Annotated in this window: 13 protein-coding genes; 9 read left to right on the forward strand and 4 right to left on the reverse strand. The window is 68.5% G+C overall.

From position 1 onward, the window contains the following. Positions 1-62: 62 nt before the first annotated feature. Positions 63-830, forward strand: a complete 768-nt coding sequence (gene xth, locus N5C25_RS07715; protein WP_058979238.1) for an exodeoxyribonuclease III — start codon at positions 63-65, stop codon at positions 828-830. A gap of 70 nt (positions 831-900) precedes the next feature. Here xth and N5C25_RS07720 read toward each other — a convergent pair whose 3' ends face one another. Continuing rightward, a complete protein-coding gene (locus N5C25_RS07720; RefSeq protein WP_005411656.1) occupies positions 901-1152 on the reverse strand; it encodes a GlsB/YeaQ/YmgE family stress response membrane protein in 252 nt (83 codons plus the stop codon). An 84-nt stretch (positions 1153-1236) separates the two neighbouring features. Between N5C25_RS07720 and N5C25_RS07725 the strand changes: the two genes are divergently transcribed. The 8 genes from N5C25_RS07725 to N5C25_RS07760 all read left to right on the forward strand — a co-directional run bounded on the left by N5C25_RS07725 (position 1237) and on the right by N5C25_RS07760 (position 8583). Further along, on the forward strand, positions 1237-1836 hold the full coding sequence (locus N5C25_RS07725; RefSeq protein WP_058979236.1) for a 4'-phosphopantetheinyl transferase superfamily protein: 600 nt from the start codon (positions 1237-1239) through the stop codon (positions 1834-1836). Positions 1837-1875: 39 nt separating this feature from the next. Beyond that, complete coding sequence (gene rsmG, locus N5C25_RS07730) at positions 1876-2514, forward strand: 16S rRNA (guanine(527)-N(7))-methyltransferase RsmG (RefSeq protein ID WP_014648885.1); 639 nt, start codon at positions 1876-1878, stop codon at positions 2512-2514. 112 nt (positions 2515-2626) lie between these two features. Then, positions 2627-3424: a ParA family protein gene (locus N5C25_RS07735; RefSeq protein ID WP_019661751.1), complete on the forward strand. Its 798-nt coding sequence runs from the start codon at positions 2627-2629 to the stop codon at positions 3422-3424. Further along, complete coding sequence (locus N5C25_RS07740; RefSeq protein ID WP_005411652.1) at positions 3424-4347, forward strand: ParB/RepB/Spo0J family partition protein; 924 nt, start codon at positions 3424-3426, stop codon at positions 4345-4347. Before N5C25_RS07735 ends, N5C25_RS07740 begins: the two co-directional genes overlap by 1 nt. Before the next feature lie 85 nt (positions 4348-4432). Continuing rightward, positions 4433-5398, forward strand: coding sequence for an NAD-dependent epimerase/dehydratase family protein (locus N5C25_RS07745; protein WP_019661750.1), 966 nt, complete (start codon positions 4433-4435; stop codon positions 5396-5398). 90 nt (positions 5399-5488) lie between these two features. Then, positions 5489-6211 carry a glycosyltransferase family 2 protein gene (locus tag N5C25_RS07750; RefSeq protein ID WP_049415938.1) on the forward strand — a complete coding sequence of 241 codons (723 nt, stop codon included), beginning with the start codon at positions 5489-5491 and terminating at the stop codon, positions 6209-6211. Beyond that, positions 6211-6558 (forward strand): lipid-A-disaccharide synthase N-terminal domain-containing protein, encoded by a 348-nt coding sequence (locus tag N5C25_RS07755; RefSeq protein ID WP_180876319.1) that lies wholly within the window; start codon positions 6211-6213, stop codon positions 6556-6558. The genes N5C25_RS07750 and N5C25_RS07755 overlap by 1 nt, the downstream gene beginning before the upstream one ends. Before the next feature lie 252 nt (positions 6559-6810). Next, positions 6811-8583, forward strand: coding sequence for a DUF885 family protein (locus N5C25_RS07760; RefSeq protein ID WP_262214551.1), 1773 nt, complete (start codon positions 6811-6813; stop codon positions 8581-8583). Between the two features lie 133 nt (positions 8584-8716). Here N5C25_RS07760 and N5C25_RS07765 read toward each other — a convergent pair whose 3' ends face one another. From N5C25_RS07765 to N5C25_RS07775, 3 genes are read right to left on the reverse strand one after another with little or no spacing between them, the layout of a single operon-like run. Continuing rightward, a complete protein-coding gene (locus N5C25_RS07765) occupies positions 8717-11926 on the reverse strand; it encodes a CusA/CzcA family heavy metal efflux RND transporter (RefSeq protein ID WP_279936730.1) in 3210 nt (1069 codons plus the stop codon). A 10-nt stretch (positions 11927-11936) separates the two neighbouring features. Then, positions 11937-13142 (reverse strand): efflux RND transporter periplasmic adaptor subunit, encoded by a 1206-nt coding sequence (locus tag N5C25_RS07770; RefSeq protein ID WP_251102442.1) that lies wholly within the window; start codon positions 13140-13142, stop codon positions 11937-11939. Then, positions 13139-14392, reverse strand: coding sequence for a TolC family protein (locus N5C25_RS07775; protein ID WP_279936731.1), 1254 nt, complete (start codon positions 14390-14392; stop codon positions 13139-13141). The genes N5C25_RS07770 and N5C25_RS07775 overlap by 4 nt, the downstream gene beginning before the upstream one ends. Between the last annotated feature and the right edge of the window lie 18 nt (positions 14393-14410).

Raw genomic sequence — 14410 nt, forward strand, 5'->3', positions numbered from 1 at the left:
GGTGATTGCCGGCGCCAACCAAGGTTGGCGTCTACCAAAGCTGGCCCGGGTAGAATGCCCCCATGAAGATCGCCTCGTGGAACGTCAATTCGCTCAATGTCCGCCTGCCGCACCTGGAGCAGTGGCTCAAGGACTTCGGCCCGGACATCGTCGGTATCCAGGAAACCAAGCTGGAGGACCACAAGTTCCCCGATTCGGCGCTGATCGCCGCGGGTTACCGCAGCGTGTTCGCCGGCCAGAAGACCTACAACGGTGTGGCGCTGCTGTCGCGTGAGCCGGCGCAGGACGTGCAGATCGGCATTCCCGGCTTCGAGGACGAGCAGAAGCGCGTCATCGCCGGCACCTTCGGCGACCTGCGGGTGATCAACCTGTACGTGGTCAACGGCCAGGACATCGGTACCGACAAGTACGACTACAAGCTGCGCTGGCTGGAAGCGGTGCATGCCTGGATCGCCGAAGAGCTGCAGCGCCACCCGAAGCTGATCGTGATGGGCGACTTCAACATCGCCCCGGACGCGCGCGACGTGCACGACCCGGAGGTGTGGAACGACAACCACATCCTCACCTCCACCGCCGAGCGCGGCGCATTGAACAAGCTGCTGCAGCTGGGCCTGCACGATGGCTTCCGCCTGCACAATGACGAGGCGGGCACCTTCAGCTGGTGGGACTACCGTGCCGCCGGCTTCCGCCGCAACCTGGGCCTGCGCATCGACCTGACCCTGGTCTCCGATGCGCTGAAGGGCGGTGCAGTGGCTTCGGGCATCGACCGCGAGCCGCGCACCTGGGAACGCCCGAGCGACCATGCGCCGGCGTGGGTGCAGATCGGTTGAACGAACGGGGCCCGGCATCGCCGGGCCCGTTCTGGAGGGCCGCCGGCCAGCGGCCGGCGCTACCGCCGCGTCAGCGTATGCTCTTGCGGGTGAACAGGTTGACGATCGCCAGCAGGATCACCGCACCGATCAGCGAGAACAGGAAGGTGCGAATGGTGATCGCCTCGTTGATGCCGCCGCCGAACAGCCAGCCGGAAATCAGCGCGCCGACGATGCCTACCACGATGTTGAGGATGATGCCCTGCTGGGCATCGCGCTTCATGATGATGCTGGCCAGCCAGCCTACGATGCCGCCGACGATCAGCCAGATGATGATGCCCATGATCGAACCTCCGGTGGGGAACAGTGACCAGTTGACGCGCAGGGCCGTGAACCCGTCGTGCAATCGTGTGACGGGCGCGTGCGCATGAGCCTGCCAGCCACCCTCGACGGCCCGTGGCGCTTCGGTCCGGTGACGGTCTGGCGGCGCCCGCACGTGCCCGGCCACCGCGGCGAACCGCAGGCACGCCAGGTGCTGGCGCAGGCCCTCGGGGCCGATCCGGAGACGCTGCCACTGGTCCGCGATGACAAGGGCCGGCCGGAACTGAGCGGCCCGTTGGCCCACTACGGCACCGGCTGGAGCCACAGCGGTGAGGTGCTGCTGGTGGCGCTGGGCGAAGGCGTCCGGCTGGGCGTGGACCTGGAGCTGCTGCGGCCGCGACCGCGCCTGCTGGAAATCGTGCGGCGCTTCTTCCACCCGCAGGAGGTGGCCTGGCTGGAACGCCTGGATGAGGCCGGGCGCGAGCACTGGTTCTTCCGCGTGTGGTGCGTCAAGGAGGCTATCCTCAAGGCGCATGGGCAGGGCATCTCGTTCGGCCTGCACCGCCTGCAGCTGGCGCCCGGGCCCGATGGCGCCCTGCACCTGCGCTGGTGTGACCCGGAACTGGGCGAGGCCGCGCGCTGGCACCTGCACGAGTGGCAGGCCAGCGGCCAGTTCCGCGCCGCATTGGCCTGGTATCCACACTGAAGCGGGGAATCGGCGCGCAAAACCGGCGATAATGCCGGCATGAGCGAACACCCACTTCCCGCCAGCGTGTCTGCCACGCTGGAACAGGGCCTGGCCAGCATGGGCCTGGACGCCGCGCTGGCGCCGCCGTTGCTGCGCTACCTGGCCCTGCTGCACCGCTGGAACGGCACTTACAACCTCACCGCCATCCGCGACCCGCAGGAGATGGTCACCCGCCACCTGCTCGACTCGCTGGCGATGCAGCCGTTCGTGGCCGACGGCAGCCTGGCCGACCTTGGCACCGGCCCCGGGCTGCCCGGCATCCCGCTGGCGATCGCCTGCCCGGGCCTGCAGGTCACCCTGGTCGAGAGCAACGGCAAGAAGGCGCGCTTCATGCGCGAAGCCGTGCGCCAGCTCGGCCTGGGCAACGCCCGCGTGGCCGAGTCGCGCGCCGAGGCGCTGGACGAGGCCGGCCGCTACGACCAGCTGACCGCGCGCGCGATGGACACCCTGGCCGGCATCGTCCGCGTCGGTGGCCACCTGCTGCGCCCCGGCGGCGTACTGCTGGCCATGAAGGGCGTCTACCCGCATGAGGAGATCGCGGACCTGCCGGCGGGCTGGCAGGTGCGTGAGGTGACCCCGTTGAGCGTGCCCGGCCTGGCCGGCGAACGCCACCTGGTCACTGTTACAGGCCCCTGATTCCCGCCGCCAGCCCCTTGTGGAACAACGGGTTGGCGATCCACGATTTCCGCAAGGGGCCGGTTGTACGCATAATGACCGGTCCCAGCACACGTCGACGAGGCACACCCGCATGGCCCGCATCATCGCCATCGCCAACCAGAAGGGTGGCGTCGGCAAGACCACGACCGCCGTCAACCTGGCCGCTTCCCTGGCCAACGCACCCAAGCGCGTGCTGTTGGTCGACCTGGACTCGCAGGGCAACGCGACCATGGGCAGCGGCGTGGACAAGCGTGAGCTGGCGGCCTCCACCTGCGATCTGCTGCTGGGCGAGAACAGCGCCGCCGATGTGCGCGTGCAGACCGCCGAAGGCTACGACCTGCTGCCGGGCAACATCGACCTGACCGCCGCCGAGATCCAGCTGATGGGCCAGAGCGAGCGCGAGCAGCGGCTGAAGCGCGCGCTGGCGCCGATCCGCGACGAGTACGACTACATCCTGATCGATTGCCCGCCGGCGCTGTCGCTGCTGACGCTCAACGCGCTGGCCGCCGCCGATTCGGTGATCGTGCCGATGCAGTGCGAGTACTACGCACTGGAAGGCCTGAGCGCGCTGGTGGAAACCATCGAAGCGCTGCGCACCAGCCTGAACCCCGCGCTGGAGATCGAAGGCGTGCTGCGCACCATGTTCGACGTGCGCAACAACCTGGCCAACGCAGTGTCGGCCGAGCTCACCGAGCACTTCGGCGACCGCGTGTTCCGCACCATCGTGCCGCGCAACGTGCGCCTGGCCGAGGCACCCAGCCATGGCCAGAGCATCGTCGGCTACGACCGCGCCTCGCGCGGTGGCGTGGCCTACCTGGGCCTGGCCGGCGAGATCATCCGCCGCAACAACGAACGCAACAAGGCCGGCAAGGCCGTGGAGACCGTCTGATGACCAGCAGCAAGCCGGCAGCCAAGAAGCGAGGCCTCGGCCGTGGCCTGGACGCGCTGCTGGGCCCGAAGGGCGCGGTCAGCCAGGTGCAGGCCACCACCGCGGTGATCGAGCCGCTGCCGGGTGAAGTGCTGCGCAAGTTGCCGGTCGGCCAGCTGCAGCCGGGCAAGTACCAGCCGCGCCGCGAGATGGACGAGGGCAAGCTGTCCGAGCTGGCCGACTCGATCAAGTCGCAGGGCGTGATCCAGCCGATCCTGGTGCGCCAGCTGCCGGCGGGCAACTACGAAATCGTCGCCGGTGAACGCCGCTGGCGCGCATCGCAGCTGGCCGGCCTGGACGAAGTGCCGGTGGTGGTGCGCGAGCTGGAAGACCGCACCGTCATCGCGATGGCGCTGATCGAGAACATCCAGCGTGAAGACCTCAACCCGCTGGAAGAAGCCGAGGCGCTGCAGCGCCTGATCAGCGAGTTCACCCTGACCCATGCCGAGGCCGCCGAGGCCGTCGGCCGCTCGCGCGCGGCGGTGTCCAACCTGCTGCGCCTGCTGGAGCTGCCGGTCGCGATCCGGCTGCTGCTGGAAACCCGCCGCCTGGAAATGGGCCACGCCCGCGCGCTGCTGACCTTGGCTCCCGAGCTGGCTGGCAAGCTGGCGCAGGAAGCGGCCGATGAAGGCTGGTCGGTGCGCGAGGTCGAGCGCCGTGCGCAGGCCTTCGCCGCCGGCAAGGTGCCGAGCAACCGCCCGGTGGCGACGCCGAAGGTGCAGCAGGCCGACATCGCCTCGCTGGAAACCGAACTGTCCGAAGCGCTGGGTGCCAAGGTGGCGATCAACCACGGCCGTGGCGGCAAGGGCAAGCTGATCATCCACTACACCGATCTGGACACCCTGGACGGCGTGCTGGAAAAGCTGCGTACGCGCCAGGGCTGAACCCGGCGCCACATCACGCCGGCCGACGCATCCCCGCGACGTCGGCCACGCCGATGGCAGCGGGGTGCTTTGATCGAGACCCGCGATGACCATCCTGCTTACCGGCGCTGCCGGCTTCATCGGTGCCTACACCGCCCGCGCGCTGCTGGAGGCCGGCCAGGCCGTGGTCGGCCTGGACAACTTCAACGATTACTACGACCCGCAGATCAAGCGTGACCGCGTGGCCGCGCTGTGCCCGGCGCTGGACCTGCGCACGCTGGACCTGACCGATAACGAAGGCCTGGCCGCGCTGTTCGACGAAGTGAAGCCGACCGCCGTGATCCATCTGGCTGCACAGGCCGGCGTGCGCTATTCGCTGGAAAACCCGCAGGCCTACGTCGACAGCAACCTGGTCGGCTTCGTCAACATGCTCGAGCTGTGCCGCCACCGTGGCGTGCAGCACCTGGTGTATGCCTCCAGCAGTTCGGTGTATGGCGACTCGGCCACGCCGCCGTTCTCCGAGGACCAGCGCGTGGACCAGCCGCGCTCGCTGTACGCGGCGACCAAGGCGGCCAACGAGCTGATGGCCTACACCTACGCACAGCTGTACGGCCTGCATGCCACCGGGCTGCGATTCTTCACCGTGTATGGCCCGTGGGGCCGGCCGGACATGGCACCGCTGCTGTTCTCGCGCGCGGTGCTGGCCGGTCGGCCGATTGACGTGTTCAACGAAGGCCGCATGCAGCGCGATTTCACACATGTCTCCGACATCGTGTCCGGTATCCTCGGCGCCCTCGCGCATCCGGCCGACGGCCCGGTGCCGCACCGGGTGTTCAACCTCGGCAACCATACGCCGGTCGAGCTGGAGCGCTTCATCAGCGTGATCGAGCAGGCGGCCGGCCGCCCTGCGCAGAAGGTCTACAAGCCCATGCAGCCGGGCGACATGGTGCGCACGATGGCCGATACCCGGCGCGCACATGACGCTTTCGGCTTCGATGCGGTGACCCCGATCGAACAAGGCCTGCCGCCTGTGGTGCTGTGGTGCCGCGAGTATTTTGGCGATCGCGCCTGAGGACGGATCCTCACGCCGCCGGGTTCATCTTCGGATAACCTCGGTTTCGGAGAATGCGCGGTCTTTGTCCCCCCTTTGGCCGAGTGCCTTATGAGCCAACCCGAGCTTTCCGTTGTCGTCCCGGTATTCAACGAGCGCGACAATGTCGCCCCGCTGGTCGCCGAAATCACCGCTGCGCTGCGTGGCCGGCTGCCGTTCGAGATCGTCTACATCGACGATCACTCGCGCGATGACACCCTGGCCGTGCTGCAGGGACTGAAGGCGACCACGCCGGAACTGCGGGTGCTGCACCACGTGAACCAGAGCGGGCAGAGCACCGCCGTGCGGACCGGCGTCAAGCATGCGCGAGCGCCGTGGATCGCCACCCTGGATGGCGACGGCCAGAATGATCCGGCCGATATTCCCAAGCTGCTCGCCGCACGCGACGCAGCCGATGCGCAGGTGAAGCTGTTCGCCGGCTGGCGCGTCAACCGCCAGGACAGCGGCAGCAAGCGCTGGGCCAGCAAGTGGGCCAACGCCATCCGTGCGCGCATGCTGCGCGACGACACGCCCGATACCGGTTGCGGCATCAAGCTGTTCGAACGCAGCGCGTTCCTCGACCTGCCGTACTTCGACCACATGCACCGCTACCTGCCGGCGCTGATGCAGCGTGCCGGCTGGAAGACCACCAGCGTGCCGGTCAACCACCGCCACCGTACCGCCGGGGTGTCCAAGTACAACAACCTCGGCCGCGCGCTGGTCGGCATCCGCGACCTGCGTGGCGTGGCCTGGCTGATCACCCGAAGCAAGCGCACCGCCGTGGAGGAGCGCTGATGGATCTGGAGCTGCATTGGCTCGACCAGCCGCTGACCTGGCTGTACTGGACCGGCCTGCATGTAACCGGCTGGAAGCTGATCGGTTACACCGGCGCACTGATGTTCGGCGGCCGCTGGCTGGTCCAGTTCATCGCCTCCAGGCGCGCCGGCAAGCCCGTCATCCCGCGCCTGTTCTGGTACATGAGCGTGATCGGCAGCCTGATGACGCTGAGCTACTTCCTGTTCTCGGCCAAGCAGGACTCGGTGGGTGTGCTGCAGAACCTGTTCCCGGCGTTCACCGCGCTGTACAGCCTGCACCTGGACATCAAGCACCGCGGCTGGAAGCGCGACAAGGCCAGCCACTGAAGCTGCGCCGGGATGCGGTCTGCCGTGGGTAGAGTCGACTGTCAGTCGACTTTCGCGCGGAGCGCGGGCTTTGCCACGTCTGGCCGAAGAGCAGCCGACTGACAGTCGGCTCTACCACGCGCCTGCGGCGCTGGGGCCCCGGCCTGCGGGCGGTTCCCGGTCCTGCCTGCTGCGCAGGCAGGACCTTCGTCCCATGCCGTGGGCGGTGGGCGGTGCCATCATCGGGGTCTGCCTTTCCGGGAACCTGTGCTCGTGAAAACCCGTCTTGCCGTTGCCCTGCTGATCGCCCTGTCCGCCCCCACCGTGGCCCTGGCCGCGCCGCCCGCCACCGCCGCACCGTCCGGCGTGGCCACTGAATCGCCCGCCGACGCCGCCTTCCGCGCGCTGTACGAGAAGGAATGGAAGTGGCGCCAGGATGGCGGCGGCGAGGCCAGCGAGGACGAGGACGCCCCGGCCAATGCCACCCGCATGCCCGACGTCGGCCCGGCCGCGCAGCAGGCGCGCCTGAAGGTGTGGGACGAGACCCTGGCCGCGCTGAAGAAGATCGACCCGAAGACCCTGTCGCCGGACAACCAGGTCAACTACGCGATCTACCACGACCAGGTGTTCAACCTGGCCGAAGAGACGCGCCTGCGCGGCTACGAAATGCCGTTCAACGCCGATTCCTCGTTCTGGTCCAACCTGTCCTTCATGGCCCGGCGCGAGATGAAGACCGTGCAGGACTACCAGAACTACATCGCACGGCTGAACGATGTGCCGCGCTATTTCGGGCAGCAGACAGAGAACATGCGCGCTGGGCTGAAGCGTGGCTTCAGCGTGCCGCGCGCGGTGCTCGATGGCCGCGAGGTGTCCATCGCCACCGTCGCCGAGTTGAAGGACCCGACCGAGTCGCCGCTGTACGCGCCGTTCAAGAAGCTGCCCAACACCATGCCGGCCGCAGAACAGGCCAGGCTGCAGGCGCAGGCGCGTGAAGCGATCAGCGGCAAGGTGGTGCCGGCGTTCCAGCAGCTGCGCACCTTCTTCGTCAACGAGTACGTGCCGCAGGCGCGCACCACCCTGGCCGCCGAAGCGATGCCCGACGGCAAGGCGTACTACCGGCAGCAGATCCACGAATACACCACGCTGGACCTGTCACCGGAGGAGATCCACCGCATCGGCCTGGAGGAAGTCGCTCGCATCCAGAGCGAGATGAACGACATCATCAAGCAGGTGAAGTTCAAGGGCAGCTTCGCCGAGTTCCTGGCCTTCCTGCGCACCGATCCGCAGTTCTATGCCAAGACACCGGAAGAACTGCTGTCGCGTGCCGCGTGGATCTCCAAGCGCGCCGATGGCCAGCTGGGCAAGTACATGACGTTGCCGCGCGCGCGCTTCACCATCGTGCCGGTGCCGCCGGACATCGCACCGTTCTGGACCGCCGGTCGCGGTGGCATGGGCACCTACTGGCTCAACACCTACAACCTGCCGTCGCGCCCGCTGTACAACCTGCCGGCGCTGACCCTGCATGAATCCGATCCGGGCCACGCGTTGCAGGGTGCCATTGCCGCCGAGCAGAAGAACCTGCCCGAGTTCCGCCGCAACGCCTACATCTCCGCCTATGGCGAAGGCTGGGCGCTGTATTGCGAGAAGCTGGGCGTGGAGATGGGCATCTACGAAACCCCGTACGAGGATTTCGGCCGCCTGACCTACGAGATGTGGCGCGCCGCGCGCCTGGTGATCGACACCGGCGTGCACAGCAAGGGCTGGACCCGCGAGCAGGCGCTGGCCTACCTGCGTGACCACACCGCGCTGAGCGAGCATGAAGTGACCACCGAAGTGGACCGCTACATTTCCTGGCCAGGCCAGGCGCTGAGCTACAAGCTGGGCGAGATCGCCATCGTGCGCCTGCGTGCGCAGGCGGAGAAGGAGCTTGGCGACAAGTTCGACATCAAGGGCTTCCACGACACCCTGCTCAAGCAGGGCTCGGTGCCGCTGCCGGTGCTGGAACAGCAGATCCAGGCCTACATCGCCGAACGCAAGAAGGCCTGACCGCACCAGGGGAGTGCCGGCCGCTGGCCGGCAACCTGCATGGACCGCAATCGTTCGGCATTGCCGGCCAGCGGCCAGCACTACCCCGGATCGGAAAACGGGGTCGGATCACAGGAACCGACCCCGTGGTCTTTCAGCCCACCGCCCGCGGTTTGGCCACCCGTGCTGCGAAGGTCGGCAGCACCAGCAGGGTCAGCACGGTGGCGGTGATCAGGCCACCGATCACCACCGTGGCCAGCGGCTTCTGCACCTCCGCACCGGAACCGCTGGCGATCGCCATCGGAATGAAGCCGACGATCGCCACAAGCGCCGTGGTCAGTACCGCACGGATACGGCTGGAGGCACCGTTGATCGCTGCCTGCAGCGGCACGTCACCGGCGTCCAGGCGTTCGCGTATCGCCTGCATCAGCACCAGGCCGTTCAACGTGGCCACGCCGGAGACCGCGATGAAGCCAACTGCCGCCGATACCGAGAACGGCATGCCTCGCAGCAGCAGCGCGAGGATGCCACCGACCAGCGCCAACGGCACGCAGCTGAACACCAGTACCGCTTCCTTGCCACTGCGCAGGGCCATGAACAGCAGACTGCCGATCAGCAGGAACACCACCGGTACCACCGTCGCCAGCCGCTTCTCCGCGCGCTGCAGGTTCTCGAACTGACCGCCCCAGGTCAGGTAGGCACCCGGCGGCAGTGCCACGTCGGCCACCGCTGCCTGTGCCTCGCCGACGAAGCCGCCCAGGTCGCGGCCACGCACATTGGCCTGCACCACCACACGGCGGCTGCCATTGTTGCGGCTGATCTGGTTCGGCCCTTCGCTCACCGTGATGCGCGCCACCGACGACAGCGGAATCACCAGCCCCGACGGCGTGGCGATCGGCAGTGAAGCCAGCTGGTCCGGATCGTTGCGCGCGGCATCGTCCAGGCGCACCACCACGTTGAAGCGGCGGTCGCCTTCGAAGATCTTGCCGGCGGCGGTACCGCCGATGCCGGTGGACAGTGCATCACTCACATCCGCTGCAGTCAGCCCGTACTGCGCCGCCGCCACATGATCGATCGCCACGTTCAGCGTGGGCAGGCCGGAGATCTGCTCCACCCGCACGTCGGCCGCGCCCTCCACCGCACGCAGCTTCAGCGCCACCTGGTCGGCCACCTTCTGCAGCTGGCTGAAGTCATCGCCGAAGATCATTACGGCCAGGTCGGTACGCACGCCGGAAATCAGCTCGTTGAAGCGCAGCTCGATCGGCTGGCTGAACTCGAAACTGTTGCCCAGCTGCTGCCCGGCCAGCTTTTCGAAACGGGCCACCAGCGCGTCCTTGGCCAACTTCGGATCAGGCCAGTCCTTGCGTGGCTTCAGCACGATCACGCTGTCGGAGATGTTGGTCGGCATCGGGTCGATGGCCGCCTCGGCGGTACCGGTGCGCGAGAACACGGTTTCCACTTCCGGCTCTTTGGCGATCGCCTTCTCCAGCGCCAGCTGCATCGCCAGCGACTGCTCCAGCGAAGTCGACGGCACGCGCAGGGCCTGCATCGCCACGTTGCCTTCGTCCAGCGTCGGCATGAACTCGCGGCCCAGCAGCGAGAACGCGCCGATGCCCACCACCACCATCATCACCGCACCGGCCAGCACCGTGCGCGGGTGCGCCACGGCCTTGCGCACCACCGGTTCGATGCGCGCACGCAGCACGCGGATCGGCCTGGTTTCGTGCTCGCCGTCGTCCGCATGCGCATCGCCGTCCTTCACCTTGGGCTCGCGCACCAGCAGCGCGGCCATCGCCGGCACGAAGGTGAAGGAGAACAGGAAGGCACCGACCAGGGCCAGCATGAAGGTCGCCGCCATCGGGTGGAACGTCTTGCCCTCCACGCCTTCCAGCGTGAGGATTGGTGCGAACACCAGCAGGATGATCAGCTGGCCGAACGCCGCCGGTCGCGCCATTTTCAGCGCTGCATCGGCGGCCACGCGCAGCCGTTCCATCGCGGTCAGCGCACGACCCAGTTCGGCGCGGCGCTGGCCCAGCATCAGCAGCGTCGACTCGACCACGATCACCGCACCGTCCACCAGGATGCCGAAGTCCAGTGCACCCAGGCTCATCAGGTTGCCACTGATGCCGAAGCGGTTCATGCCGATCACTGCGAACAGGAACGACAGCGGAATCACCAGGGCGGTGATCGTCGCCGCACGCAGATTGCCCAGCAGCAGGAACAGCACCACCACCACCAGCAGTGCGCCCTCGGTGAGGTTCCTGGCCACGGTCTTGATGGTGGAATTGACCAGCACGCTGCGGTCCAGCACCGGTGCCGCCACGATGTCGGCCGGCAGCGATTTGTTCACCTGTTCCAGGCGCGCCGCAGCGGCCTGCGCCACGGTGCGGCTGTTGCCACCGGCGATCATCAGCGCGGTACCCAGCACGGCTTCATGGCCATTGCGGCTGGCCGCACCCAGGCGCGGCGCGCGGCTCAGGTCGACGTCGGCCACATCGGCGACGCGCACCACCACGCCATTGCGGGTCGCGACCGGCGCCTGTGCCAGGTCGTCGGTGGTCAGCGCCAGGCCGTCGGCACGTACCACCAGGCCCTCGCCGGCACGCTGCACGAAACCGGCACCGGCCTGCACGTTGGAACGCTGCAGGGCAGTGACCAGGTCGGCCAGGCCGAGGCCGTGCGCGGCCAGCTTGGCGCTGTCCGGATGCACGCCGTACTCCTTGACGTAGCCGCCAACCGTATCGACCCCGGCCAGCCCCGGGCTGGAACGCATCTGCGGCGCGATGATCCAGTCCTGCACGGTGCGCAGGTAGGTCGCACGTTCTTCGGGCGTACGCAGCAGGTTGCCTTCCGGCGTGCGGTAGACCTCGCCGGCCTGCCAGCCCGCTTCACCGGGCTTGGCCACCTTGGCCGGGTCGAACGCGGCGAAGTCCACCGTCCACATCAGCACCTCGCCAAGCCCGGTGGTGACCGGCGACAGCATCGGCGATGCACCGTCGGGCAGGTCTTCGGACGCCTCGCGCATGCGCTCGGCCACCTGCTGGCGGGCGAAGTAGATGTCGGTGGCATCGGTGAAGATCGCGGTGACCTGCGAGAAGCCATTGCGCGACAGCGAACGCGTGGTGGTCAGGCCGGGAATGCCGGCCAGCGCGGTTTCCAGCGGATAGGTCACCTGCCGCTCGATCTGCTCCGGGGTCAGCGCCGGTGCCACCGTGTTGATCTGCACCTGGCGGTTGGTGATGTCCGGCACCGCGTCGATCGGCAGCTTGCCCAGCTGGAACAGGCCCACGGCGGCGATCAGCGCGGCCATGAACACCACCAGCCATCGGTGTCGCACCGCTGTTTCAATGATCAGCTTGAACATGGTCGCCTCCTCAGTGGCCGTGCTCGGCTTCGCCCTTGGCCAGTTCGGCCTTGAGCAGGAAGGCATTGGCACCGACGATGCGCTCGCTGCCGGTCAAGCCACCAAGGATCTCGATGCGGTCACCGGCGCGGCGCCCGGGCAGCACCGGCTGCGCCTTGAAGCCGCCTTCGACGGCGACGAACACCGCGCTGCTGCCATCGACGTTCTGCACCGCATCGGCCGGCACGTTGAGCGAACCGGCCTGGCCTTCGGTGACGACCACGGCCGATACCGGCGAACCGGCCGGCGGCAGCGCCGCATCCACCGGCGCGGCGCGGATCACCGCGACACCGCCCTGCTGCCGCACATCGGCGGCCGAACCGGTGACGGTGGCGGTGAAGCTGCCACCCGGCGCGCTCACTTCCAGCGTCATGCCCGGCGTGACCTGTGCCGCCAGCGCTGGCGGTGCTGTGAACACCAGTTCGTTCATCGTCGGGTCGGCGACATCGGCCACCGCGCTGCCGGCGGCGACTACGCCACCCGGGGTGACCTGCACGTTGCCGACGATGCCGGCCACCGGACTGGTGATGCGCACACGGCCGCTGCTGTCCGGCGAACCATTGGCGGCGGCCTGGGCCTGCGCGGCGGCGGCCTGGGCCTGTGCCGCCAGCGAACGTGCGCGCGAGGCTTCCAGCTCTTGGCGGGCGACCACGCCCTGGTCGACCAGTGCCTTGTCGCGGCCATAGGCCAGCCGCGCGGCTTCGGCTTCGGCCGCTGCGGCCAGCGCATTGGCGCGGAACACCGCCGCTTCGCCGCTGACCACGATCGCCAGCGTCTGGTTCTGCTTCACCGCGGTGCCCGGCGCGACCAGCACGCGCTCGACGCGGCCGGTCACCGTGGAGGCCACCGACGCGCGTGCGCCGACCGACGGTTCGACCCGGCCGGACAGGCGCGTGGAACCACCGCCACCGCGACCGATCGCGACCACTTCAATACCGGAGGCCTTGATCTGCTCCGGGGTCAGCTGCACCACGCCTTCGTCGGCGTCAGCAGCTGCCTTCGCGGTTTCTGCCTTGGCTTCCTTGCTGCCGGCGGCATGGCCGTGGCCATCGTCGGTGCCGGCCTTGGCCGCAGCCGGGTCTTCATTGGCAGGTGTCTGCGCGTTGCCAGCGCAGCCGGCCAGCAGCGCGGCCAGCAGCACGCCGCCGATCAGCGGGAAAGTACGGGAGAGCGTCATGGGACCTCCACAAAAGGTGCGCGCCCTTCCAGGCGGGCAAGATCGATTTCCGCGCCGACGCGCGACAGGCGCGCATCCACGGCGGCGGCGCGGGCGGCGATAAGGGCGCTGCGCGTGCTGCGCAGTTCCAGCTGCGAGATGCGTCCGGCGTCGAAGCCGATGCGGGCCAGGCGATACGCCTCTTCGGCGGCGACCACGCTTTCATCGGCGGCGCGGGTGCGGCTGCCGGCCGCCTTCAGTCCGGCCACGGCGGAGAGGCGTGCGGCCTCGCTGTCGCGGCGCTGCTGGTCCAGGCGTGCTTCGGCTGCGCGCTGGTCGGCATTGGCGGCGCGGATGCCACCGCGGTTGCGGTCGAACAGCGGGATGCTGAGGCTGACGCCGAGGTTGTAGGCACGCTCGCCCCCCTCGCGGAAGCGGGTCTGCGCGGCGGTGACACTGAGGTCGGGCAGGGCACGCTTGCGCTCCACCTCGACCAGTTTGCCCGCCGCATCGGCTTCGGCTTCAGCGATGCGCACCGCCAGTGCGGTATCGGTGGCGTCGCGCGGCAGCGGCGGCGCACGGTCGAGCAGGCTGTCATCGATCGACTGCACCGGTGCATCCAGCAGTGCAGCACCGGCCAGGCGGGCCAGCGCGGCATCGCGGAACGCCTGCGCTTCATCCAGCGCGGCGCTGGCGTTGGCCACCTCGCTCTGCGCCTGCACCGCGCGCAGCTGCGGCTCGCGGCCCTGCTTGACCATCGCGTTGACGGCGTTGGCGTCAGCGCGGGTGAGGGTCAGCGCTTCTTCGGCCAGGGTGTAGCGGCGCAGTGCACTTTCCGCCTGTGCGTAGACCACCGCCAGCTGGCTGGCCACGTCGCTACGGCTTTGGGCACCACGCAGGTTGGCGGCCTGTGCTTCGGCCCGGGCTGCACGGACGCGCGCACCACGCTGGCCCCAGACCTCCAGCGGCTGGGACAGGGTGAGCACGCTGTCGGCCTTGCCCATGCCGCCATAGGAGCCGGTACCCCAGGCGTTCTCGGCGGAGTAGGAGAGTGAAGGGTTGGGCAACGCACGGGCCTGGTCGGCGCGCGCATCGGCGGCCTCGGCCAGCGCCGCACCGACGCGGGTGCCGGGCAGCTGGTCCAGGCGTTCAAGCAGGGTGTTGTAGGAAGGGGCGGCTTGTGCCGACGCCTGCATTGCCGGGGCCAGGCCCAGCAACACGGCGACGACCTGCCCGGCCGCACGCAGCGACCGAGGTGTCAGGATCGACATAGGGGGATTCCGGTTGTG

The organism is Stenotrophomonas sp. GD03958 (assembly GCF_029839005.1).
GTDB classification, from domain to species: Bacteria; Pseudomonadota; Gammaproteobacteria; order Xanthomonadales; family Xanthomonadaceae; genus Stenotrophomonas; species Stenotrophomonas hibiscicola.

Bases quoted from the DNA above. Each gene is read 5' to 3' on its own strand.
- N5C25_RS07735 (WP_019661751.1), top strand. From the start codon at position 2,627: ATGGCCCGCATCATCGCCATCGCCAACCAGAAGGGTGGCGTCGGCAAG.
- N5C25_RS07750 (WP_049415938.1), top strand. From the start codon at position 5,489: ATGAGCCAACCCGAGCTTTCCGTTGTCGTCCCGGTATTCAACGAGCGC.
- N5C25_RS07765 (WP_279936730.1), bottom strand. From the start codon at position 11,926: ATGTTCAAGCTGATCATTGAAACAGCGGTGCGACACCGATGGCTGGTG.
- N5C25_RS07770 (WP_251102442.1), bottom strand. From the start codon at position 13,142: ATGACGCTCTCCCGTACTTTCCCGCTGATCGGCGGCGTGCTGCTGGCC.
- N5C25_RS07755 (WP_180876319.1), top strand. From the start codon at position 6,211: ATGGATCTGGAGCTGCATTGGCTCGACCAGCCGCTGACCTGGCTGTAC.
- N5C25_RS07775 (WP_279936731.1), bottom strand. From the start codon at position 14,392: ATGTCGATCCTGACACCTCGGTCGCTGCGTGCGGCCGGGCAGGTCGTC.
- N5C25_RS07740 (WP_005411652.1), top strand. From the start codon at position 3,424: ATGACCAGCAGCAAGCCGGCAGCCAAGAAGCGAGGCCTCGGCCGTGGC.
- xth (WP_058979238.1), top strand. From the start codon at position 63: ATGAAGATCGCCTCGTGGAACGTCAATTCGCTCAATGTCCGCCTGCCG.
- N5C25_RS07745 (WP_019661750.1), top strand. From the start codon at position 4,433: ATGACCATCCTGCTTACCGGCGCTGCCGGCTTCATCGGTGCCTACACC.
- rsmG (WP_014648885.1), top strand. From the start codon at position 1,876: ATGAGCGAACACCCACTTCCCGCCAGCGTGTCTGCCACGCTGGAACAG.
- N5C25_RS07720 (WP_005411656.1), bottom strand. From the start codon at position 1,152: ATGGGCATCATCATCTGGCTGATCGTCGGCGGCATCGTAGGCTGGCTG.
- N5C25_RS07725 (WP_058979236.1), top strand. From the start codon at position 1,237: ATGAGCCTGCCAGCCACCCTCGACGGCCCGTGGCGCTTCGGTCCGGTG.